This is a genomic window from Neobacillus rhizosphaerae (assembly GCF_050477885.1).
In the GTDB taxonomy this organism is placed as follows: domain Bacteria; phylum Bacillota; class Bacilli; order Bacillales; family Cytobacillaceae; genus Neobacillus; species Neobacillus rhizosphaerae_A.
This window is the reverse complement of record NZ_JBCNAC010000098.1, coordinates 1-22,149: the sequence shown is the minus strand read 5'-3', so window position 1 is coordinate 22,149 and position 22,149 is coordinate 1. Positions and strand designations below refer to the sequence as shown.

Genomic DNA, 22,149 nt, shown 5'->3' with positions numbered 1-22,149 from the left:
TAAGGACAACGTATGTTATAATTAATTTTTGTAAAAAGGGGGAATAGAATTGTCACCAGCAATGATTAAAATGTGGATTTCAATCGCAGGAATGGGTTTGATGTTTCTTGCAATTATTACCATATATTTTAGCAGGTATAAGTTAAAAGGAGTTCTACGAGTCATAACAGCCGTTTTTGCTTATTTATTTATGATCGTCGCAGGATTGACTTTGCTTATCGTTTTCTTTACTTAATATCCTAATACATAAATCTAAAGGTGATTTAATGAAAATAAAAATGTTAGGCCTCATACTTTTTATTACCGCTGCTCTTTTATCGGGGTGTATGTATCCTAAAGAGGAATTAACCCAAAATCAAATACCGTATAAAGATCAAGTTCAGGCAGTGCAAACGGCCGTTGATGACTTTAAAAAGGACAATGGTGGAATTCTGCCAATAAAAACCAAGGAAGCGGAAACACCTATTTATCAAAAATATCCCATTGAGTTTAAGAAAATATCGCCTAAGTATATCGCAGAGCCACCTGGAAATGCCTATGAAAACGGAGGGATTTTTCAATACGTGCTTGTTGATGTGGAAACAAACCCAACCGTTAAATTATTTGACTTAAGAATGACAGAAACCATTCGTGAGCTTAAATTAAGGATTAAAACAAAGGGATATCCACCCTATAAAGCTCAGATTGCAAAAAATGTGTTTTCAATTGATTATAAACAACTAGGCTATGAGACTGCTCCGTTTGTTGTGAGTCCATATACCAATCAAAATCTATCCCTGGTGATAACGGGGAGTGCGGAGGTGTATGTAGATTATCGCCCTGATCTATATCAAAAGTTAAAGAATAGTGACATAGTGGTCAAACCAGGTGAAGATATTCGTTCTATTTTGGTCAAGGATTCTATGTTTGTTCCAGCTTATTCCCTACCGTACACCATTGATACAAAAACGAAAGAGCCTATATTCCTAGAAGAGTAGATTGGTTTTTCAACTTTCAAGTTGTGCGTATAGTCCTAAAGGATATAGATCCTAATATTTTTTTTAGTCATAACCCTTTCCCTAAGAAATATATTGTAGGAGAAGGGTTTTTTTTGCTGAAAAATCTATCGTGATATGGAAATTAGCTTCTGTATCCGTGACAATAGTCAGAAACCCTCCATAACATCAAACGTTCAGAGAAAAACAGATATCAAAGCATCTTGTGATTTTTTAATAAGGGGGGTAAAAATTTTAGAAAAGTGTCATAAAAATGTAGGACAACGTCATAAACATATACTGTCCAAAAATACCTAAAATGGATGATATTATCCCACTTTACTCTATGATCAGGAGGGGATCACTTGGAAAAGGTAGATATTTTTAAAGATATTGCCGAGAGAACTGGAGGCGATATTTATTTAGGAGTAGTAGGTGCAGTTCGTACAGGAAAATCAACTTTTATCAAGAAATTCATGGAGCTTGTTGTCTTACCGAATATAAACAGTGAAGCAGAAAGATCACGGGCGATAGACGAGCTGCCACAAAGTGCAGCAGGTAAAACAATTATGACAACAGAACCTAAATTTGTGCCTAATCAGGCAGCTACGGTTCATGTAGATGAGGGCTTAAATGTTAATATTAGGCTCGTAGATTGTGTGGGTTACACAGTACCAGGAGCCAAAGGGTATGAGGATGAGAATGGTCCAAGAATGATTACTACACCTTGGTATGAAGAGCCTATTCCGTTCCATGAGGCAGCAGAAATTGGTACGAGAAAAGTCATTCAGGAGCATTCAACAATCGGAGTTGTTGTGACAACAGATGGAACGATTGGAGAAATACCAAGAAGTAACTATATTGAAGCTGAGGAAAGAGTCATTAACGAACTTAAAGAAGTTGGTAAACCGTTTATTATGGTCGTTAATAGCGCTCAACCATACCATCCAAGTACAGAAACGCTAAGATCAAGTTTGGCTGAAAAATATGACATCCCAGTCATAGCTATGAGTGTAGAAAGTATGCGCGACAGTGATGTCCTAAATGTCCTTCGGGAAGCACTCTACGAGTTCCCAGTACTTGAAGTCAATGTAAATCTTCCGAGCTGGGTAATGGTATTACGTGAAAACCATTGGCTTCGTGAAAGCTATCAAGAGGCTGTCAAAGAGACAGTAAAAGATATCAAGAGATTAAGAGATGTGGATCGGGTAGTTCAACAATTCAGCGACTTTGACTTCATTGATAAGGCTGGGTTAGCTGGAATTGAAATGGGATCAGGAGTTGCGGAAATTGATTTATTCGCTCCGGACGAATTATATGATGATATTTTAAAAGAAATTGTTGGGGTTGAAATCCGTGGGAAAGATCATCTGCTTGAATTAATGCAGGATTTTGCTCATGCAAAAGCAGAGTATGATCACATTGCGGATGCATTAAAAATGGTAAAGCAGACTGGTTACGGTATTGCGTCACCAACTCTTTCTGATATGAGCCTTGAAGAACCAGAAATCATCCGTCAAGGTGCGAGATTTGGAGTAAGATTACGTGCTGTGGCACCATCTATTCATATGATTAAAGTAGATGTAGAATCAGAGTTTGCTCCAATTATCGGGACGGAAAAACAAAGTGAGGAGCTTGTACGCTACTTAATGCAAGACTTTGAGGATGATCCATTATCCATTTGGAATTCTGATATTTTTGGACGAAGCCTGAGTTCCATTGTTCGAGAAGGCATCCAAGCAAAGCTTTCCTTAATGCCAGAGAATGCAAGATATAAATTAAAAGAAACATTAGAGAGAATTATAAATGAAGGATCAGGCGGCTTGATTGCCATTATCCTTTAGCGCTGGACTCCCTTTGGAGTCTTTTTTTTGTTGTTTTCTCAGAATTTGTAAGGAAATAAAGTCCAATATAGTAGAATTTTGTTGATCCAAAGAAAAGATTACCATTATTTCATGAAATCTTCTTGATATGCTTAATTTATTGTGATAATCTTTTAACAGAATTACGTTATTGTGCTGAAAACCTTTATTTAGTGGGGTTTTTATCATAAAATAGATTTAAGTTACTAAAGTGGCAAATTTGCATGTCTTTAGTAATAAAACCTAATAAAACCGCGCTATGACGTATAGAAATTAGAAAAATTGTTTAGAAATGTAGATAAGTAATCTTATTTGCGAATCTTGATAATTTCTTTGGGAGGAGGTGAAAGGCATGAACAAGACAGAACTTATTAATGCAGTTGCTGAAGCTAGCGAGCTTTCTAAAAAGGACGCTACTAAAGCAGTTGATGCTGTTTTTGATGCGATTTTAGATGCTTTGAAAAACGGTGATAAAGTACAACTAATCGGCTTCGGAAACTTTGAAGTACGCGAGCGTGCAGCACGTAAAGGTCGTAACCCACAAACTGGTGAGGAAATCGAAATCGGTGCAAGCAAAGTTCCAGCTTTCAAACCAGGTAAAGCGCTTAAAGATGCAGTAAAATAATTACATAATTTATTGCTTTAAGCGAATAGGCTAAAGCAAAAAGGTCATGGAAAACTCCATGGCCTTTTTTCTTTTACCTAGCGTATTGTTAGTTTACTTGAAATACTTTGTTTTTGCTTGAACTGTAAATTGTGCTAATATGTATTTGTCATATATACTTAACAGATATACATTAGGAGGAATTTAGAATGTCACAAGTAAATCGTGCCCAAATAGAAGAGGCGGTACGTTTAATATTAGAAGCAATTGGTGATAATCCAAACAGGGAAGGCGTTCTTGATACACCTAAGCGTGTGGCAAAAATGTATGAAGAGGTTTTTAGTGGCTTAAATGAAGATCCAAAGCAGCATTTTGAAACGATATTTAGTGAAGATCATGAAGAACTAGTATTAGTTAAAGATATCCCATTTTATTCAATGTGTGAACACCATCTGGTGCCTTTTTATGGAAAAGCACATGTAGCGTATATACCTAAAAATGGTCGCGTCACTGGATTAAGTAAATTAGCAAGGGCAGTTGAAGCTGTTGCAAAAAGACCTCAACTACAAGAGCGAATCACTTCAACTGTTGCTGATAGTATGATGGAGAAACTAGAGCCACATGGTGTCATGGTAGTTGTTGAAGCAGAGCATATGTGTATGACTATGCGTGGTGTGAAAAAACCTGGCTCGAAAACTGTTACCACTGCGGTCCGTGGAACTCTTGCCGATGATGCAGTTGCTCGGTCTGAAGTGCTTTCCTTAATAAAATACTAAGGTGAATTATTTTTTACTATTGGAGTGAAGAAAGTGGAAAAGCGCAATCCGCAAAATAACGATTATGTGGTCATAAAGGCTATTGAAGATGGAGTAAGTGTAATAGGCTTAACAAGAGGCACAGATACTAGATTTCATCATTCAGAAAAGCTGGACAGGGGAGAAGTGCTTATTGCCCAATTCACTGAGCATACTTCAGCCATCAAAATTAGAGGAAATGCCCAAATTCTCACACAGTATGGTGAAGTCGAAAGTGAAATAAAGAAATAGGTGTTTGAAAGTTGAAATTGATTAAATGATTATTTTGTGAATTCCTGCCCATAAGATACCTTTTATGATATAATGGTGTCTGCCTTGTTTTTAAAGATATGAATAGAATCTTCTTTATTTTATGGGCATGAATTTTCCTTTTTAATTAGAAAATAAGAATACATAGGGACATTATTTCGGGGAAGCAAGGGTGATTATATTGCAGGACATTCGACAAAAATTCACAAATATTAGAGAGCAGGTCGAAAAAAAGGTTTTAGACGCATACCTGCTCGAATATATTGAGGCGCCGATCATTGATGAAGATAAGCTCCTTATCCTTATTTCAATTATGGACCGTATCGAATTGTCTTATAGTAAAATGCAAAATTACGCCATGTCAACGATGCTTATACAAATAGCCCTTGATACCCATGAACATATATCAAACTCTTCTAAAGATGAAAAAAGCCGTCAATTAACGGTTTTAGCTGGTGATTATTTTAGCGGATTATATTATAAGCTACTTGCTGATTCGGATGATATAACGCTTATTAAGGCGCTTTCTGAAGGAATCAAACAAGTGAATGAACAGAAAATCTCTGTTTATCAAAAGGAATCAGATGGTATTGAGAAGTTAATGATAAGCATTAAATTAATAGAGAGTGCCTTACTACTGAAACTTTCAGAGGTTTTTAAAATAGAGTTATGGAATGATTTCTTATCGCATTTATTTTTATTTAAACGATTATTAAAAGAAAAAAACCAATTTATTCAGACAAAAAGTTCAGTATTATTTGATGCACTTAAAAAAATTGTTTTTCCCATCAATGATTATAGATTAAAAGAGATTTCGGGGGAACAACACAATCATTTACTAATGATTTGTGATCAATACATTGAGCGTTCAAGACAAATTATTGAAAAAGGGTTAAACCAGCTTCCTTATTTAAATGATGTGCTAGAGAGCAGAATTTCTACGTTATTAAAACAATACAAGCCATATGCAAAATCTTTTGTGGAAGAAGGGTAAAAACATGCAGCAATCGAAAGAACAGCGAGTTCACAATGTGTTTGAGAAAATTTCTGATAACTACGATAAAATGAACTCTGTTATTAGTTTTCAGCAGCATATCAAGTGGCGCAAAGACACCATGAAAAAAATGAATGTACAACCCGGTTCAAAAGCACTCGATGTTTGTTGTGGAACAGCTGATTGGACGATTGCCTTAGCAGATGCTGTTGGGCCTGACGGTAAAGTTGTTGGCTTAGATTTTAGTCAAAATATGCTTAAAGTAGGCGTTGAAAAGGTAAAAGAGCTAGGGCTAAAGCAGGTTGAACTTGTTCATGGTAATGCCATGGAGCTTCCTTTCCCAGATAACAGTTTTGACTATGTAACAATTGGCTTTGGGTTAAGAAATGTACCAGACTACCTTCAGGTGTTAAAAGAAATGCACCGAGTTGTAAAACCAGGTGGGATGGTTGTTTGCTTAGAGACATCTCAGCCAACCTTGATCGTCTATAAACAGCTTTACTATTTTTACTTCCGTTTTATTATGCCGATGTTCGGTAAATTACTCGCAAAGAGCTATAATGAATATGCATGGCTTCATGAATCAGCACGGGATTTTCCAGGGATGCGGGAGCTTGCCCGAATGTTTGAACAAGCCGGCTTAACCGAGGTGAAATACAAGCCTTATAGTGGTGGAGCAGCTGCTGTTCATATTGGTAAAAAGAAATAACGGATTGAAATCGAAGACAGGATGAAAAGCAGGGTGAATACAATGAAATTAAAAATGATGTATTCATTTTTGAATTCGGATATTAACTTAATTGAAAAAAAGCTTGAAGAGACGATTCAAACCGAGTCTCGTTTACTTAAACAAGCTTCGATGCATACATTACAAGCCGGAGGAAAAAGGATTCGTCCTGTTTTTGTTTTGCTTGCAGGTAAATTTGGACATTATGATATACATGTGATGAAAAATGTTGCTGTTGCCCTTGAACTTATTCATATGGCTTCACTTGTTCATGATGATGTGATCGACGATGCTGACCTTCGCCGTGGTCAACCTACCGTTAAATCGAAATGGGATAACAAAATTGCGATGTACACCGGTGACTTTGTTTTCGCTCTTGCATTAGAATTGATGACAAATATTAATAATTCAACTGCCCACAAAATACTAGCCAATACAATCGTAGAAGTAACAGTAGGGGAAATTCAGCAAATAAAAGATAAATATCGTTTTAATCAAAATCTCAGAGATTATCTCCGCAGAATTAAAAGAAAAACCGCTTTACTAATTGCTGTTAGTTGTCAACTAGGTGCGATAGCTGCTGATGTTGAAGAATCTGTTCATAAAAAACTGTATCGTTTCGGTTATTATGTGGGAATGTCATTCCAGATAACGGATGATATTTTAGATTTTACAGGTACAGAAAAAGAACTTGGAAAGCCTGCAGGAAGTGATCTTCTCCAAGGAAATATTACTGCACCAGTACTTTACGCAATGGAAAATGCTGCAATTCGCCAAAAAATTCTAAAGGTACATGCAGATATGAATCCTACCGAAATCACTGAAATTATCTCTCTAATTAAACAGTCAGGTGCCATCGACAAATCAATCGCACTAAGTGACCGATACTTAGATAAAGCTTTAGCTGTACTTGAAGAATTACCTGCAAACAAAACACAAAAAACACTTCGTGATATTGCTAAGTTTATTGGGAGAAGAAAGTTTTAAATGCATTCATCTATTTATATCAACTTGCACAATATTCGAAAAAATGGTAACATTTTTCATGGATTGTTTTCGACTAACAATCAATATACATAATTAATTAGGAGTGGAATTCATGGAAAAAACATTTTTAATGGTGAAGCCTGACGGCGTACAGCGTAATTTAATCGGAGAAATCGTTTCACGATTTGAAAGAAAGGGCTTCCAATTGGTTGGAGCAAAGTTAATGAACATTCCTACTGAACTTGCAGAGGAGCATTATGGTGAGCACAAGGAGCGCCCCTTCTTCGGAGAATTAGTAGACTTTATTACTTCTGGTCCTGTTTTCGCAATGGTTTGGCAAGGTGAAAATGTAATTGCTACTGCCCGCCAAATGATGGGATCAACTAATCCAAAGGATGCAGCGCCAGGAACAATCCGTGGAGACTTTGGATTAACAGTTGGTAAAAATGTTATTCATGGATCTGATTCTCCTACTAGTGCTGAGCGTGAAATCGGCTTATTCTTTAAGGATACAGGAGTAGTTGAGTACACAAAATTAGTGAACGAATGGATTTACTAATCTAATAATTTAGAGGCACTTGTATAGTTATTATACGAGTGCCTTTTTGTATACGATTACAAAATATTTTTCCTTATTTTCTGAATAGTTATACTAGGTTTATTGAGCATGATATGTTATATTGATACATAATTCTTTAATGAGTTGAAGGGGGAAAGAGAATGGGGATTAGATACTTAACAGCAGGAGAATCTCATGGACCACAATTAACAACAATTTTAGAAGGCTTTCCTGCTGGGATGCCATTATTAGCTGAGGATATTAATGAGGGACTAGCAAGACGTCAAAAAGGTCATGGTCGTGGCAGAAGAATGCAAATCGAGAAAGATACCGCAGAAATCGTATCAGGTATTCGACATGGACAAACACTCGGCTCACCAATTGCCCTTGTGGTTAAGAATAATGACTGGAAGCACTGGACGAAAATTATGGGCGCTGAACCCTTGATTGAAGGACAGGAAGACGAAATTAAGCGTAAAATAACGCGTGCTAGGCCGGGGCATGCTGATTTAAATGGAGCAATAAAATATGGCCACCGTGATATGAGGAATGTACTTGAACGTTCATCAGCCCGTGAGACAACTGTAAGGGTTGCAGCAGGTGCAGTTGCAAAGAAATTGTTATCCTTAGTTGGTGTGGATGTCGTTGCTCACGTAGTAGAAATTGGCGGAGTGAAAGCCAAGGTTGACACATCGTTATCCATCGATGAATTGAAGGAAAGAGCAGAACATTCTCCTGTTCGTGTAGCAGATCCAAATGTCGAAGTAGAAATGATGACAGCAATTGATGATGCAAAGAAAAATGGAGATTCAATTGGTGGGGTTGTAGAGGTTATTGTCACAGGCATGCCTGCAGGAGTTGGCAGTTACGTTCATTATGACCGCAAACTAGATGCAAAGCTTGCAGGTGCCATTGTCAGCATAAATGCATTTAAAGGTGTTGAATTTGGAATTGGTTTTGAGGCAGCAAGAAAGCCTGGAAGCGAAGTGCATGATGAAATTGCTTGGAATGAAGAGATGGGCTATTACCGCAAGACCAACCGTTTGGGTGGTTTTGAGGGAGGTATGACAACAGGAATGCCGATTGTTGTTAGGGGTGTGATGAAGCCAATCCCAACTCTTTATAAGCCCTTGATGAGCGTGGATATTGACACGAAAGAGCCTTTTGCTGCAAGTGTTGAACGTTCAGATAGCTGTGCTGTACCTGCTGCGGCTGTAGTGGCAGAACATGTCATTGCTTGGGAGCTAGCGAACTCACTAGTGGAACAATTTTATAGTGATCGTTTTGATACATTTATGGATGAAATTAAAAGGCAGCGTGAATATGCGAGGGAGTTTTAATGGAAACCATTCAAATTCAAACGGCGTCGAAAAGTTATCCCGTCTTTGTTGGGGAAGGTGTAAGAAAAGAATTGAATGATTTTTTATCCAATCATCTTACTGACCTAACAAGAATATTAATTATTACAGATGAAACTGTTGCTAAACTTCATTTACAAGAACTACAAACGGTTCTAAATGCATGGAATCCTATTATTTTTATAGCGCCAAGTGGAGAAAAGGCGAAAACCTTTGATGTATATTATCAAGCTCTGTCTACAGCACTCGAAAACGGTCTTGACCGAAAATCTCTCATTCTTTCTTTTGGCGGCGGAGCAGTAGGAGATTTGTCAGGCTTTGTTGCAGCTTCCTTTATGAGGGGGATTCCGTTTATCCAAGTTCCGACTACCATATTAGCTCATGATAGTGCGGTAGGTGGTAAAGTAGCCATTAATCATCCGCTTGGGAAAAATATGATAGGAGCTTTTTATCAGCCAGAAGCTGTTTTTTACGACTTGGAATGGTTAAAAACGCTACCCGAGCAAGAAATTCGCTCAGGATTTGCTGAGGTTATTAAGCATGCACTTATTTCTGATCCTGATTTTTATTATTGGCTACAATCACATGTTCCTGATATCCAATCCATTAACCAAGAGAGCTTAGCGGATTCTTTAATAAAGGGTATACGAATTAAAAATAAATTTGTATCTCAGGATGAAAGAGAAACAGGCGTACGAGCGTATTTAAATTTTGGTCATACATTAGGACATGCAATTGAATCAGAAATGGGATATGGGAACTACACCCATGGGGAAGCCGTGATGATTGGAATGGTATATGCCTTAAAACTAAGCAATCAGCTACTGAATTTATCGTTTAATGTAACCGAATTTGTTCAATGGGTGACAGAACTTGGATATGATACAAAACTGCCACGTCATTTATCTTTTGAACATTTACTGAGTAAAATGAAGCAAGATAAAAAGTCAGTTGGTGAATCGTATCGATTTGTACTATTACAACAAATTGGTCAGCCAAAATTACAGGAAGTATCTGAGAAGGTTTTGTTAGAAGAACTAAAAAGGTTATAAAAGGGGGATTTTCATGATCAGAGGGGTAAGAGGAGCTACGACTATTACTGAGAATTCAGAAGAGGCTATCGTTTCTGCGACTGAAGAGCTTCTAATCAATATGATAGAAATGAATGAAATACATCCTGATTCAGTTGCATCCATATTCATTTCAACAACCGAAGATATAAACGCAGCATTTCCGGCAAAGGCACTTCGAAGGTTTCAAGGATGGACTTATGTGCCTGTTATGTGTATGCGAGAAATTCCAGTTCAGAACTCCTTGGACATGTGTGTAAGAGTAATGATGCATGTAAATACAACAAAATCACAACAAGAAATCCAGCATATCTATTTAAATAAAGCGAAATCACTACGGCCTGACCTTGACAGTACGTTATCGTTATAAGAGAATCCTGTTAAAAGAAAGTTATTACCATAAACGATTGGAGTGGGGAAAATGAGATGGAAAGAGCAATTATTAACACTGACTCCTTATCAACCAGGAAAATCAATTGAGGCAGTAAAGAAAGAGTTTAAATTGGATCAGATTGTAAAATTAGCATCAAATGAAAATCCCTTTGGATGTTCCAAACAGGCAATGGCTGCAATTCAAGACCATCAAACTAGTATGGCCATCTATCCAGATGGGTACGCGACTCATTTTAGAGAGACACTAGCTTCTTTTTTAAATGTTGATGAGGAAGAACTAATTTTAGGAAATGGTTCAGACAATCTAATTCAAATTATTTCTAGAGCGCTATTACATCCCAATGCTAGTACGATTATGGCAACACCAACCTTTTCACAGTACAAGCATAATGCTGTTATTGAAGGTGCAGTTATTAAGGAAATACCGCTTGTAGAAGGTGAACATGATTTAGATGCAATGCTAGAGGCTGTTGACGAGCAGACCAATATTATTTGGGTATGCAGCCCAAATAACCCAACAGGTACATATATACCAGAACATAAATTAATTAACTTCCTTGATCGGGTTCCTTCACATATTCTTGTTGTTCTTGATGAAGCGTACTATGAGTACGTTACGGCAGAGGATTACTATGATTCCATTAATCTACAACGAAAGTATGAAAATTTAATTGTTCTAAGAACTTTTTCTAAAGTATACGGACTAGCTGCTTTAAGGGTTGGATATGGGGTAGCGAATCGAGAGATTATCAAAGCGCTTGAACCTGCTAGAGAACCGTTTAACGTCAATACTTTAGGGCAATTAGCAGCAGCTGCTGCCGTTAGGGATCAGGCTTTTGTCGAAGAATGTAAAGCAAAAAATAGACAGGGTCTTGAACAATTCTATTCATTTTGTGAGAAATATGATCTTAGCTATTACCCTTCTCAGACAAATTTTATACTAATCGATTGTCAAACAGACGGGGATGAGGTTTTTCATTATTTACAAACAAAAGGATATATCGTTCGTTCCGGTAGACCACTTGGCTTTCCAACTGCTGTTAGAATTACAGTTGGTTCTTTTGATCAGAACGAAGGTGTATTAAACGCATTAAGTGAATTTCTGGCTGAAAAGTAAACATGCTCTTGTGCTTTTCATAATAGGGGGAAAAAACAATGAAAGGCCGGGTTTTTGTTATTGGTTTAGGACTGATTGGAGGTTCATTAGCTTTATGTATCCAAAAAGAGCATAAAGCAACCATTATTGGATTTGATATTAACAGCGAACAAGCCCGTCTTGCTAAAATGTTGGGAGTAATTGATGAGGTAGCTGAAAGTATTCCTGCTGGTGCAATAAATGCTGATTTAATTATTATCGCTGCACCAGTAAATGAGACGAAACAAATTATTCAGTTGCTTTCTGAGTTACCATTAAATCCAAATGTCATTGTGACTGATACAGGAAGTACAAAAACAAAAATTGTAAAAAGTGCAACTAGCTTGAAGGAGCAAGGTATCACTTTTATTGGTGGACATCCGATGGCTGGCTCTCACAAAAGTGGTGTCTCTGCTGCGAAAGAAATTCTATTTGAAAATGCATTTTATTTACTAACACCTGAAATGCATATTGAAAATAGTAAAGTAGACCAATTGAAAAATTGGTTAAAAGGGACTAGTGCAAAATTTTTAATGATAACCCCGGAGACTCATGACTATCTTACCGGAATTGTTAGCCATTTTCCGCATATTATTGCGGCGTCAATTGTTCGACAAACAGAAAAATTATCAGAATCTGAAAATTTAATTCCCCGGTTGACTGCGGGCGGATTTAGGGATATAACTCGTATTGCCTCAAGTAGTCCCGAGATGTGGAAAGATATTTTGCTTAATAATCGGGAAATTTTAATAAGTTTGCTAGAACAATGGCAGGTTGAAATGAATGGGATAAAAACATTACTTGAAAGTGAAAATAGCAGTGCAATTTTCAATTATTTCAAGCAAGCAAAGGATTTCCGTGATGGTTTGCCGCAGAAGGAAAAAGGAGCGATTCCTGCCTTTTATGATTTGTTTGTAGATGTACCAGATTACCCTGGGGTAGTTTCTGAAATAACCGGCTACCTTGCAAAAGAAAACATTAGTATTACAAATATTAGAATTCTAGAAACAAGAGAAGACATTAATGGAGTTTTAGTTATCAGTTTTCAATCCGAAGAGGACCGGCAAAGAGCAGAACAATGTATTGGTACCTACTCACGCTATGCAACTTCCATTGGTTCCTAACAAAAAATGATTTAAAAAGGTGATTTTATGGCAGCATTAACACTTAAGACAGATATAAGCAGTTTAGTTGGTGAGGTAACCATTCCTGGAGATAAATCAATCTCTCACCGATCGGTTATGTTTGGTTCCATTGCACACGGCGTGACAACGGTAACGAACTTTCTAAAGGGTGATGATTGTTTAAGTACCATCTCCTGTTTCAAGAAACTCGGTGTAAGAATTGAGGAAAGTAATGACCAACTACGTATATTCGGAAATGGCTTTGAAGGGTTAACAGAGCCGAATGAGCTATTGGATGTTGGTAACTCTGGGACGACTATTCGATTATTAATGGGTATATTGGCGGGAAGACCGTTTTTCTCATCGTTAATTGGTGATGAGTCAATTGGAAAAAGACCAATGACAAGGGTAACCAATCCATTGTCAAATATGGGTGCAAAAATAGATGGGAGACATAATGGATCCTATACTCCTCTTTCTATTCGTGGCGGACAATTAAAATCAATCAACTATACACTCCCTGTTGCAAGTGCTCAGGTGAAATCTGCACTCATTCTAGCAGGTTTACAGGCTGATGGAGATAGTCTGATTATTGAGCCTGCTGAAACTCGTGACCATACTGAAAGAATGATCCGTAGATTCGGTGGAGAAATCCAAAAAGATAACAAAGTAATAACGGTCAAAGGTGGTCAAAAGCTAACAGCTGCTTCAATCCATGTCCCTGGTGACATTTCTTCAGCTGCCTTTTTTTTAGTTGCTGGAGCAATCGTACCTGGGAGTGAAATTCACCTTAAAAATGTTGGTCTTAACCCAACCAGAACAGGGATTATAGAAGTATTGCAAAAAATGGGTGCTGATTTAGAAATCCATGAAGATCAGGACAACAAGTTTGAACCTACCGGAGACCTTATTATCAAGTCGTCATCTCTTAAGGGAACAATCATTGAAGGTGATTTGATTCCAAAATTAATTGACGAGATTCCAATTATTGCTCTTATGGCTACTCAGGCTGATGGGGAGACAATCATTAAAGATGCAGAAGAGCTAAAGGTAAAAGAAACCAACCGCATCGATACGGTGGTTCAAGAACTAAAAAAATTAGGGGCATCAATAGAGGCGACTGAGGATGGAATGGTTATCCATGGAAGGTCCAAATTGCATGGTGGAGTTGTTTCAAGTCACGGAGACCACCGCATTGGGATGATGCTGGCTGTAGCAGCCCTCCTGAGTAAGGAAGAGGTTCTTTTGGATAAACCAGAAGCTATTTCCGTTTCATATCCAAACTTCTTCGAACATCTAAATAACCTTATTCAATAAAGCTGCAATGAATGCGGCTTTATTTTTTTGTGGAAAACAATCTCGGAGTCATAGTTTTGTCCTTTTGAGCATAGCTTGTCTTAAAGAGGAAAGCGGGGTGGTGTGCTCTTGTATATCATTGAAAATGCCAATATCCTTAAAGGCGAGCGGTTAACTTCATGTTCAATCCTAGTAACAGAAGATCGTATAACTACAATTCAAGGTAGATTACCTCATTATCGGTTAATGAAGATGGATGTTGAACCATTTTTTATGACCCCTACTTTTGTTCTTTTAAATTCAACCATCCCAAATTTACGGTCATTTCCAGAAATAAAAAAATGTTTGATTGAACAATTCCTTTTAAAGGGCTGTACTACCTTATTTACCTATGCAAATGTTTTTTATGAAAATGAATTAGAAGAAAAGATAAATGAAGTAAAAACCTCTTTAATGAGTTGCCCGATTGATTTTATTATTGGAGTCAAGATTCCTGCGCGCCTTATAACACCAAACTTTATTAGAAATTGTAAGAAAAATAAGGTGCCAGCCATCTTCGTTGAACTTACAAATCAAGATGATTTAGAAAAGATACCTTGGGGATGGATAAGGGAAGCCTTGTTTCCTTTTAACTGCCCACTTTTTCCAATAATTTCTCCCACATTAAAGAAGGAACAAAAGGCAGCTTTGTCGAAATGGAAAGGTATCATGGTAAAAGAAAAAATACCTGCACACTACGAGGAAATAGATGAAAATCAACCGTTGACAGTACCTTTATTAAATAAAATTGGTTTATATCCGCAAAAAGCTAGCCTTATGAGTGGAACCGAGTTAAGCTATAACTTGTATTTAAAAGGTAGAGAAATCAAGAGGGTTGATGAACTTCACTTATTTCATTATCATGGTGATAGACTTGCAGTTACAGTTCACAAAGGAAAGGTGATCCGTTCAGCGGGAAATGTTTTATTTAAACCTGGAAATGGAGAACATGTTAAGGTGCGAACCCCATCTTATTTTTCTTTGTAATATCAAGGGGGAGAAGAGGTATTATTCCAATGGATAGAGTAAATAAAATTATTAGCTTATTAGAAAACGGCCAACATAATGAGGCCTTAACTGAATATAATGTTGTATTAAATAGCGGCATGCCTGAAGAGAAATTTTTACTTGGAGAAGAATTGTACCAATACGGTTTCCTGGATGAAGCTAAGGCTTTAATTGAAGATCTGTTAAAAATTTACCCTGAAGAGGGAGAGCTTCTTGTTTTGCTCGGTGAAATATTAGTTGAGGCAGGAGAGGAAGAAGAAGCCATTCTTGTCCTTGAACAAATTTCTGAAAAAGATGCTAATTATGGTCAGTCATTATTATTGTTAGCAGACCTTTATCAAATTCAGGGTCTCTATGAGGTATGTGAAAGAAAACTTTTAAAAGCAAAAGAAATATTGCCAAATGAAGTAATCATTGATTTTGCTCTAGGTGAGCTATTTAGTGAACAAGGTGAAGTAACAAAGGCAATGAATGCTTATGAAGTGGTTTTGAAGGAAGAACACGAAATTGCCGGGGTCAATATTCATCAAAGAATGGCAGACTTATTAAGCGCTTCTGGAGCTTTTGAGGATGCGTTGATGTATTATGATAAAGCAATGGATGAAAAGTTAGAAATTAACACATTATTTGGTTATGCTTTTACTGCGCTCCAGGCAGGATACAACCGGACTGCCATTGAAAAATTTAATGAACTAAAGGGACTTGATCCTGAATACCATTCACTTTATTTACATCTCGCAAAGGCTTATGAGCGGGAAGAAGAACTAGAAAATAGCCTTGAGGCAATAAAAGAAGGAATTAAACAAGACGAATTTAATAAAGAACTATTTTTGTATGGTGGTAAAATAGCGATCAAGTTAGGAAAGGGAAAAGAAGCAGAGGGATTTTTCCGTGAATCTCTTGCCTTAGACCCAGGTTTTACGGAAGTAGCTCTTACCTTAAATAAACTCTTTTTTCAACAAGAGCGGTATGAGGACGTTATTGAGCTAATTTCTCAGATCGAGTATGTAGAGGATGAAGAACCTCAGCTTTTATGGGATTCTGCACTTGCATTTGAGAAGCTTGAAGAATATTCATACGCATTAGACAAATATGAAAGTGCATATACTTTTTTTAAGAATAATGAAGCCTTTTTACTTGATTTTGGATATTTTCTAATTGAAGAAGGAAAAAACGACCGAGCCGCCGAAATTTTTAAACAACTACTAATTGAAGATCCAACAAATGTAGAGTATTTAGATTTACTCGACCGTTTAACCGAATTACAAGATTAAGAATGCTGACTATGCAGAGGAGGGAAACTATCATGGCAACCCCTGTTTCTGTCAACGAGAAGAAGGACTTTATTCGCTGGTTTTTAAATCACTACCAATTAAAGAGGAGAGAATGTGTTTGGATCTTAAACTATTTAATGAGCCACGATCAGCTAATGGAAAAGGTTCATTTTGTTGAGCAAGCACAGTACTGTCCAAGAGGGTTGATTATGTCTACACACTGTGTAGATAAGGTACCATTTCGGTTCTATAAGGAAAATGTCATGACAACTGATGCAGAAAAATCCTTTCATGATATCCGGCTTAATCGCGATGAGGATATATTTATCCAGTTAAACTTTCATGCTTCAAATCAAGCTCATCAATATGCTGCTGTCCTAGAAGAAAATCCATTTGTCCCAAAACATCTACAAGTGAATGAAAAGGATGGAGTAATTGCAGAACAACTTCTACAGAATAGTATAAAACGGTTTCAACGTGAGAAGTTACTTCAATTGATTGATGAAGCTCTTGACAAACAAGATCGTATGGCATTTGAAATGTTAACAGAAAAACTAAATAAACTAATGGCTGTTGAACAAAAGGGAAGTTTGCGCTAAGCATGCTTCTTTTTTTATTTTGCTTTTGTTGTAGTGAAAGATAATGATAATATATGGATAGTAATCAAAAAGGTTGGTGTAAATAAAATGAAATGGGTTCCACAAGATATAGAGACTTACATAACTGCGAAGGAATACGTAGATACTGCTATTATACCGCTTTATGCTGTTTCGGTTGGAGAGGATATGAAACAATCAGCCGCATCGGCTGAGTTTATCACTTTATTAACAAATCATTTAGAAAGACAGTTTACAGGAAGATTATTATTATTCCCGCCTTTTACTTATCTCAAAAATGAGGAGAGGGAAAAAAGTATAACAACCTTACAGGAGTGGGAAAAGACGATTTCACAACAATCATTTAAGCATTTGTTTTACATAACATCCGACATTGATTGGAGAAATCGGGAAGTAGAACTAAATGGATCATTAATCTGGCTGCCAACTCTCCCGCTAGAACAGATGGATAATTCTCAAAAAATGGAAATGATTGATAGCCAAGTAAAACAGCTTTTTGTTCTTTTTACGCAAAAATGGCATGAAAATGAGTAAAACTATTCATATTATATGTTTTTAAAATAGTATGATATTGACCTTGCTTGCAGATTGATATATCATTGTTATGTCCTAGTTTTATATGTGTTTAATTTATTGTCCGCTGGACTTAACTTCGTGAATAGAGGGGGGATAATCATGAGTAAAGAGCGCGTTTCAAGACGTCAATTTTTGAGCTACACATTAACAGGTGTAGGTGGTTTCATGGCAGCCGGCATGTTAATGCCAATGGTTCGTTTTGCTGTGGATCCTGTATTAAAAGCCGAAGAAGGCGGAGACTTTATCGCAACAAAGCAAAAAGTTTCTGAAATAACAAAAGAACCAGTTCGAGTTGACTTTACCTTTAAGCAAAAGGATGCTTGGTATGAGTCAGAAGTAACGAATACGGCTTGGGTTTATAAGGGTGATGATGGAAAAATTGTGGCTTTATCGCCAACTTGTAAACATCTAGGCTGTACGGTTAACTGGAATACTGACAAGGAACATCCAGGTCAATTCTTCTGCCCATGTCATTACGGCCGTTATGAGAAAAACGGTAAAAACATTGCAGGTACACCACCGTTAGCACCACTTGATTTGTATCCATACAAAGAAAAAGACGGGTACCTTTATTTAGGAAAAGCACAACCACGGAAGGAGGCGTAATCATTGTTAAACAAAATTTACGATTGGGTAGATGAACGTTTAGATATTACGCCTTTGTGGCGCGATATCGCAGACCATGAAGTACCAGAGCATGTTAATCCAGCGCATCACTTTTCAGCGTTTGTTTATTGCTTTGGCGGTCTAACATTCTTCGTAACTGTCATTCAGATTTTATCTGGTATGTTCTTAACAATGTACTATGTACCAGATATTAAAAACGCTTGGGAATCTGTTTATTATCTTCAAAATGAAGTTGCTTTTGGACAAATCGTACGTGGAATGCATCACTGGGGTGCAAGTTTAGTACTTGTCATGATGTTTTTACATACACTTCGCGTCTTTTTCCAAGGTGCCTATAAAAAGCCTCGTGAATTAAACTGGGTTGTCGGAGTTCTTATTTTCTTCGTCATGCTTGGATTAGGTTTTACAGGTTATTTATTACCATGGGATATGAAAGCGTTATTTGCAACTAAAGTTGGTCTTCAAATTGCTGAAGCCACTCCATTTATTGGAACTTATGTGAAGGTTTTACTAGCAGGTCATGAACACATCGTTGGTGCTCAGACATTAACTCGTTTCTTTGCAATCCACGTATTCTTCTTACCTGGTGCATTGCTTGGATTAATGGGAGCTCACTTTATCATGATTCGTAAGCAAGGTATTTCTGGACCACTATAAAATCAATCTGACATAGTATATTTTTTCTAATCTCTACGGAAAAAGGAGGGGATTTCTCGATGCATAAAGGTAAAGGTATGAAGTTCGTAGGCGATTCTCGTGTGTTAGCACCTGAAGCACGTAAACAGATGCTTCCTAAAGATTATTCAGAATACCCTGGTAAAACAGAGGCATTTTGGCCGAACTTCCTTTTGAAAGAATGGATGGTAGGAGCTGTATTTCTAGTCGGGTATTTATGCTTAACAGTAGCACATCCAGCTCCGCTTGAAAGGATTGCTGATCCAACTGATACAGGATATATTCCATTACCAGACTGGTATTTCTTGTTCTTGTACCAATTATTAAAATACTCATTTGCATCTGGTCCATATACAGTTATTGGTGCAATGATTATGCCTGGACTTGCTTTTGGAGGACTATTATTGGCACCGTTTCTTGATCGTGGACCGGAACGCCGCCCAACAAAGCGTCCACTTGCTACTGGATTCATGTTATTGGCGCTAGCTTCTATCGTGTTTTTAACTTGGGAATCTGTTGCTACTCATGACTGGGCTGCTGCTGAACGTCAAGGTAAGATTGTTCCTAAAGTGGAAATCGATAAGTCAAGTGAAGGCTACCAAATTGCTAGTAAAAACACTTGTATAACTTGTCATGGTGAAAATCTTCAAGGTGGTGCTGGTGCTCCAACACTCATTGGAACTGGTTTATCAGCTGATGAGGTAGCGAAGATTGCTAAGCAAGGTAAAGGCGGAAAAATGCCTCCAGGTATCTTTAAAGGTACTGATGAAGAGTTAAAGAAACTTTCAGAATTTATTTCTGGATTAGGTAAAGAATAATTAAATTCAGAAAAGCTGACGGGGAATCGTCAGCTTTTTTATTACATATCTTACTAAATTGAAAAGGGGAGATTTTGTGCGTTGGGTTTATCCTCTCTTGGCGAATCGTTCAATCCTTCAAATCTTGCTTTTAATTAATATAGCTGGGACTATATATGGGTATTATTGGTACGGGTGGCAACTTAAGGAGACTCCGGGTATTTTTCTTTTATTTGTACCTGACAGTCCAACTGCAAGTTTATTTTTTGTTTTTGTCCTGATTGCATTTTTATTAAAGAAAAATTGGCCGATAATAGAAGCTTTAGCAATTGTCACACTTTTTAAGTATGGGATCTGGGCAGTTGTCATGAATATCTTGGTTTACTTTGTTCAAGGAGAATTAGATTGGATTGGCTATATGCTAATTTTTTCTCATTTTGCTATGGCTGTTCAAGGGCTATTATATGCGCCATTTTACCGCTTTAAATGGTGGCATTTAATTGTTACGGCTATTTGGACTTTACATAATGATGTCATTGATTACGTATTTTTCATGTTACCTAGTTATCATATGCTCAATCGCTATACTCCACAGATTGGATACTTCACTTTTTGGCTCTCTATCGTTTCAATAGGACTTGCATATTATTTTGTCATTCGACCTGGCAGGTACAGGCTTGAAATAAAATAATCAAACATGGTCTAACCTTGTCCAGCTTTTCATACATTTTAATAGTGATGAAAGGGGGGACAAGGATTGAAAATGAAATGGTTACTTATATTTGCAATTGTCATTATGCTTACTCCCATAACTGTACATGCCGAACAGCAATCGCCAATGGAGAAGCTAGATGATATCTCTGATGAGGCTCTCCAAATGGTGAAGTTTCATAGATATGAGGATGCAAAAAAATTACTTGATTACTTTTCTGATCAGTTTATAAGTATTACTGGAACGGAAAAACCCTTAACGATGGACGAGGTTAGGATTGTTAACACCTCCCATGATGAAGCGATGGAAGCTGCTGTTAGTCCCAATATGAAATATGAGGAAAGATTAAATAAACTAACAAAATTCCGTCTTGTCATTGATGCAATCGCAACTAGTCATCAGCCCTTATGGACAGAAATGAAAGATCAAATAATGACTGCTTTTCACCAAGCGAAGGATGCAGCAATAAATGGTGATACGGCTCATTTTCACTCAAACTTTAATACTTTTTTATCATTATATAATGTAATATATCCAAGTATGAAAATTGATGTGCCAGTAGAAAATATACAAAGATTAGATGCACGAATTGATTTTATTAATGAGTATCGTTCCCAGGTTATATCTAATTCAGACAGCCAACAAGAGCTGACTGCACTTGATACGGACTTGAAAAATCTTTTTGCAAACATGGAAGAAGATGAAGCAGATCCATCATTATGGTGGGTCATTATTTCAACAGGCAGTATTATTATCATGACATTATCTTATGTAGGTTGGCGCAAATATCAGGGTGATAAAAATATGAAGAAAAACCGCTCAAGAGACCTAAAAGATTGACGCATCTAATCGGCTTTACTAAAATGAATAGCATCAAGAGCTGATTGGGAGGATCACTATGTTATACCTTGTTTACTTTGCAGTTATTATTCTTATTCCACTTTGGGCCCAATTTAGAGTGAAAAATACCTTTTCAAAATATTCTCGGGTTCCCTCCTCAACCTATGTTAGAGGGGCTGAAGTTGCTAGACAAATATTAAATTCTAATGGTCTCTTTAATGTAGCAGTTGAAGAGGGCAGAGGCTTTTTAAGCGATCACTATGACCCAAGGACGAAGACAGTACGGCTATCACCTGAAAATTATCATGGTCACTCCATAGCTGCAGCTGCAGTAGCCGCACACGAATGTGGTCATGCCCTTCAGGATTCTGAGGGCTATGCCTTTCTACGCTTTCGTCATGCGTTAGTCCCGGTTGCCAATATAGGTTCAAATTTTTCTTGGATTTTAATTATGATTGGAATATTTGCACACCTGAGTGGTATGCTTTTACTTGGAATTATTTTTATGGCAGTAGCCGTTCTTTTTCAAGTTATCACTCTGCCTGTTGAATTTAATGCTTCGAATAGGGCGATGAATCAAGTGGTTTCTTTAGGCTTAGTAGGGAATGGTGAAGAAAGGGAAGCAAAAAAAGTTTTAAATGCAGCAGCTTTAACTTATGTAGCTGCAGCTGCTGTTGCAGTCCTTGAACTATTAAGACTGGTACTTATCTTCACTGGTATGAATAGAAGTGATGATTAATATCAAGTGAAAAGGCTGACTCCTGTCAGCCTTTTTACAGTATAAGAAAGTATAAACTTCGACTTCGAGAAATGTCTAGCTCCAGCGCCTAGCCCCTC

Annotated in this window: 26 protein-coding genes; all 26 read left to right on the top strand. The window is 37.2% G+C overall.

The window, feature by feature from the left end; all coding sequences use genetic code 11:
• The first annotated feature begins 49 nt into the window (after positions 1 to 49).
• The 26 genes from ABES03_RS13565 (at position 50) to ABES03_RS13440 (ending at position 22,051) form a co-directional block, all read left to right on the top strand.
• Positions 50 to 235: a DUF2768 domain-containing protein gene (locus ABES03_RS13565; protein WP_309861086.1), complete on the top strand. Its 186-nt coding sequence runs from the start codon at positions 50 to 52 to the stop codon at positions 233 to 235.
• Between the two features lie 31 nt (positions 236 to 266).
• Positions 267 to 977 carry a hypothetical protein gene (locus ABES03_RS13560; RefSeq protein ID WP_430117790.1) on the top strand — a complete coding sequence of 237 codons (711 nt, stop codon included), beginning with the start codon at positions 267 to 269 and terminating at the stop codon, positions 975 to 977.
• A gap of 362 nt (positions 978 to 1,339) precedes the next feature.
• A complete protein-coding gene (spoIVA, locus tag ABES03_RS13555; RefSeq protein ID WP_335528972.1) occupies positions 1,340 to 2,818 on the top strand; it encodes a stage IV sporulation protein A in 1,479 nt (492 codons plus the stop codon).
• Positions 2,819 to 3,188: 370 nt separating this feature from the next.
• Positions 3,189 to 3,461 (top strand): non-specific DNA-binding protein Hbs, encoded by a 273-nt coding sequence (gene hbs, locus ABES03_RS13550; RefSeq protein WP_066060959.1) that lies wholly within the window; start codon positions 3,189 to 3,191, stop codon positions 3,459 to 3,461.
• A gap of 188 nt (positions 3,462 to 3,649) precedes the next feature.
• Positions 3,650 to 4,216: a GTP cyclohydrolase I FolE gene (folE, locus tag ABES03_RS13545; RefSeq protein WP_430117789.1), complete on the top strand. Its 567-nt coding sequence runs from the start codon at positions 3,650 to 3,652 to the stop codon at positions 4,214 to 4,216.
• A gap of 33 nt (positions 4,217 to 4,249) precedes the next feature.
• Entirely contained in the window at positions 4,250 to 4,486 is a 237-nt protein-coding gene (mtrB, locus tag ABES03_RS13540; protein ID WP_430117788.1) for a trp RNA-binding attenuation protein MtrB, read from the top strand.
• A gap of 190 nt (positions 4,487 to 4,676) precedes the next feature.
• Complete coding sequence (locus tag ABES03_RS13535; protein WP_430117787.1) at positions 4,677 to 5,498, top strand: heptaprenyl diphosphate synthase component 1; 822 nt, start codon at positions 4,677 to 4,679, stop codon at positions 5,496 to 5,498.
• A 4-nt stretch (positions 5,499 to 5,502) separates the two neighbouring features.
• Positions 5,503 to 6,207, top strand: coding sequence for a demethylmenaquinone methyltransferase (locus ABES03_RS13530; RefSeq protein ID WP_430117786.1), 705 nt, complete (start codon positions 5,503 to 5,505; stop codon positions 6,205 to 6,207).
• A 42-nt stretch (positions 6,208 to 6,249) separates the two neighbouring features.
• Positions 6,250 to 7,212: a heptaprenyl diphosphate synthase component II gene (gene hepT / locus ABES03_RS13525; RefSeq protein ID WP_430117812.1), complete on the top strand. Its 963-nt coding sequence runs from the start codon at positions 6,250 to 6,252 to the stop codon at positions 7,210 to 7,212.
• A 112-nt stretch (positions 7,213 to 7,324) separates the two neighbouring features.
• Entirely contained in the window at positions 7,325 to 7,771 is a 447-nt protein-coding gene (ndk, locus tag ABES03_RS13520) for a nucleoside-diphosphate kinase (protein WP_308083376.1), read from the top strand.
• A 167-nt stretch (positions 7,772 to 7,938) separates the two neighbouring features.
• Positions 7,939 to 9,111 carry a chorismate synthase gene (gene aroC / locus ABES03_RS13515; protein ID WP_430117811.1) on the top strand — a complete coding sequence of 391 codons (1,173 nt, stop codon included), beginning with the start codon at positions 7,939 to 7,941 and terminating at the stop codon, positions 9,109 to 9,111.
• Positions 9,111 to 10,181, top strand: a complete 1,071-nt coding sequence (gene aroB, locus ABES03_RS13510; protein ID WP_430117785.1) for a 3-dehydroquinate synthase — start codon at positions 9,111 to 9,113, stop codon at positions 10,179 to 10,181. Before aroC ends, aroB begins: the two co-directional genes overlap by 1 nt.
• A gap of 13 nt (positions 10,182 to 10,194) precedes the next feature.
• A complete protein-coding gene (aroH, locus tag ABES03_RS13505) occupies positions 10,195 to 10,569 on the top strand; it encodes a chorismate mutase (protein ID WP_430117784.1) in 375 nt (124 codons plus the stop codon).
• Between the two features lie 51 nt (positions 10,570 to 10,620).
• Complete coding sequence (gene hisC, locus ABES03_RS13500; RefSeq protein WP_430117783.1) at positions 10,621 to 11,709, top strand: histidinol-phosphate transaminase; 1,089 nt, start codon at positions 10,621 to 10,623, stop codon at positions 11,707 to 11,709.
• A gap of 38 nt (positions 11,710 to 11,747) precedes the next feature.
• On the top strand, positions 11,748 to 12,851 hold the full coding sequence (locus ABES03_RS13495) for a prephenate dehydrogenase (protein ID WP_430117782.1): 1,104 nt from the start codon (positions 11,748 to 11,750) through the stop codon (positions 12,849 to 12,851).
• A gap of 27 nt (positions 12,852 to 12,878) precedes the next feature.
• Positions 12,879 to 14,168 carry a 3-phosphoshikimate 1-carboxyvinyltransferase gene (gene aroA / locus ABES03_RS13490; RefSeq protein ID WP_430117781.1) on the top strand — a complete coding sequence of 430 codons (1,290 nt, stop codon included), beginning with the start codon at positions 12,879 to 12,881 and terminating at the stop codon, positions 14,166 to 14,168.
• Positions 14,169 to 14,276: 108 nt separating this feature from the next.
• Positions 14,277 to 15,173, top strand: a complete 897-nt coding sequence (locus tag ABES03_RS13485; RefSeq protein WP_430117780.1) for a hypothetical protein — start codon at positions 14,277 to 14,279, stop codon at positions 15,171 to 15,173.
• A gap of 29 nt (positions 15,174 to 15,202) precedes the next feature.
• Positions 15,203 to 16,468 carry a tetratricopeptide repeat protein gene (locus tag ABES03_RS13480; RefSeq protein WP_430117779.1) on the top strand — a complete coding sequence of 422 codons (1,266 nt, stop codon included), beginning with the start codon at positions 15,203 to 15,205 and terminating at the stop codon, positions 16,466 to 16,468.
• A gap of 32 nt (positions 16,469 to 16,500) precedes the next feature.
• A complete protein-coding gene (locus tag ABES03_RS13475) occupies positions 16,501 to 17,067 on the top strand; it encodes a ReoY family proteolytic degradation factor (protein WP_335528926.1) in 567 nt (188 codons plus the stop codon).
• Between the two features lie 87 nt (positions 17,068 to 17,154).
• Positions 17,155 to 17,619, top strand: coding sequence for a YpiF family protein (locus tag ABES03_RS13470; RefSeq protein WP_430117778.1), 465 nt, complete (start codon positions 17,155 to 17,157; stop codon positions 17,617 to 17,619).
• A 141-nt stretch (positions 17,620 to 17,760) separates the two neighbouring features.
• Positions 17,761 to 18,267 carry a ubiquinol-cytochrome c reductase iron-sulfur subunit gene (locus tag ABES03_RS13465; protein ID WP_308083386.1) on the top strand — a complete coding sequence of 169 codons (507 nt, stop codon included), beginning with the start codon at positions 17,761 to 17,763 and terminating at the stop codon, positions 18,265 to 18,267.
• A 3-nt stretch (positions 18,268 to 18,270) separates the two neighbouring features.
• Complete coding sequence (gene qcrB, locus ABES03_RS13460; protein ID WP_308083387.1) at positions 18,271 to 18,945, top strand: menaquinol-cytochrome c reductase cytochrome b subunit; 675 nt, start codon at positions 18,271 to 18,273, stop codon at positions 18,943 to 18,945.
• Positions 18,946 to 19,004: 59 nt separating this feature from the next.
• Entirely contained in the window at positions 19,005 to 19,781 is a 777-nt protein-coding gene (locus ABES03_RS13455; protein ID WP_308083388.1) for a menaquinol-cytochrome c reductase cytochrome b/c subunit, read from the top strand.
• Between the two features lie 76 nt (positions 19,782 to 19,857).
• On the top strand, positions 19,858 to 20,451 hold the full coding sequence (locus ABES03_RS13450; protein ID WP_430117777.1) for a DUF1405 domain-containing protein: 594 nt from the start codon (positions 19,858 to 19,860) through the stop codon (positions 20,449 to 20,451).
• Positions 20,452 to 20,523: 72 nt separating this feature from the next.
• A complete protein-coding gene (gene ypjB / locus ABES03_RS13445) occupies positions 20,524 to 21,312 on the top strand; it encodes a sporulation protein YpjB (protein WP_430117810.1) in 789 nt (262 codons plus the stop codon).
• A 58-nt stretch (positions 21,313 to 21,370) separates the two neighbouring features.
• Entirely contained in the window at positions 21,371 to 22,051 is a 681-nt protein-coding gene (locus tag ABES03_RS13440; RefSeq protein WP_430117776.1) for a zinc metallopeptidase, read from the top strand.
• Positions 22,052 to 22,149: the final 98 nt, after the last annotated feature.

Coding starts and splice junctions, on each gene's coding strand:
- ABES03_RS13560 (WP_430117790.1), top strand. CDS start 267: ATGAAAATAAAAATGTTAGGCCTCATACTTTTTATTACCGCTGCTCTT.
- hbs (WP_066060959.1), top strand. CDS start 3,189: ATGAACAAGACAGAACTTATTAATGCAGTTGCTGAAGCTAGCGAGCTT.
- aroB (WP_430117785.1), top strand. CDS start 9,111: ATGGAAACCATTCAAATTCAAACGGCGTCGAAAAGTTATCCCGTCTTT.
- ABES03_RS13475 (WP_335528926.1), top strand. CDS start 16,501: ATGGCAACCCCTGTTTCTGTCAACGAGAAGAAGGACTTTATTCGCTGG.
- aroH (WP_430117784.1), top strand. CDS start 10,195: ATGATCAGAGGGGTAAGAGGAGCTACGACTATTACTGAGAATTCAGAA.
- ABES03_RS13480 (WP_430117779.1), top strand. CDS start 15,203: ATGGATAGAGTAAATAAAATTATTAGCTTATTAGAAAACGGCCAACAT.
- ABES03_RS13440 (WP_430117776.1), top strand. CDS start 21,371: ATGTTATACCTTGTTTACTTTGCAGTTATTATTCTTATTCCACTTTGG.
- hisC (WP_430117783.1), top strand. CDS start 10,621: ATGAGATGGAAAGAGCAATTATTAACACTGACTCCTTATCAACCAGGA.
- ABES03_RS13530 (WP_430117786.1), top strand. CDS start 5,503: ATGCAGCAATCGAAAGAACAGCGAGTTCACAATGTGTTTGAGAAAATT.
- ABES03_RS13470 (WP_430117778.1), top strand. CDS start 17,155: ATGAAATGGGTTCCACAAGATATAGAGACTTACATAACTGCGAAGGAA.
- ndk (WP_308083376.1), top strand. CDS start 7,325: ATGGAAAAAACATTTTTAATGGTGAAGCCTGACGGCGTACAGCGTAAT.
- folE (WP_430117789.1), top strand. CDS start 3,650: ATGTCACAAGTAAATCGTGCCCAAATAGAAGAGGCGGTACGTTTAATA.
- ypjB (WP_430117810.1), top strand. CDS start 20,524: ATGAAATGGTTACTTATATTTGCAATTGTCATTATGCTTACTCCCATA.
- ABES03_RS13455 (WP_308083388.1), top strand. CDS start 19,005: ATGCATAAAGGTAAAGGTATGAAGTTCGTAGGCGATTCTCGTGTGTTA.
- aroA (WP_430117781.1), top strand. CDS start 12,879: ATGGCAGCATTAACACTTAAGACAGATATAAGCAGTTTAGTTGGTGAG.
- hepT (WP_430117812.1), top strand. CDS start 6,250: ATGAAATTAAAAATGATGTATTCATTTTTGAATTCGGATATTAACTTA.
- ABES03_RS13465 (WP_308083386.1), top strand. CDS start 17,761: ATGAGTAAAGAGCGCGTTTCAAGACGTCAATTTTTGAGCTACACATTA.
- ABES03_RS13495 (WP_430117782.1), top strand. CDS start 11,748: ATGAAAGGCCGGGTTTTTGTTATTGGTTTAGGACTGATTGGAGGTTCA.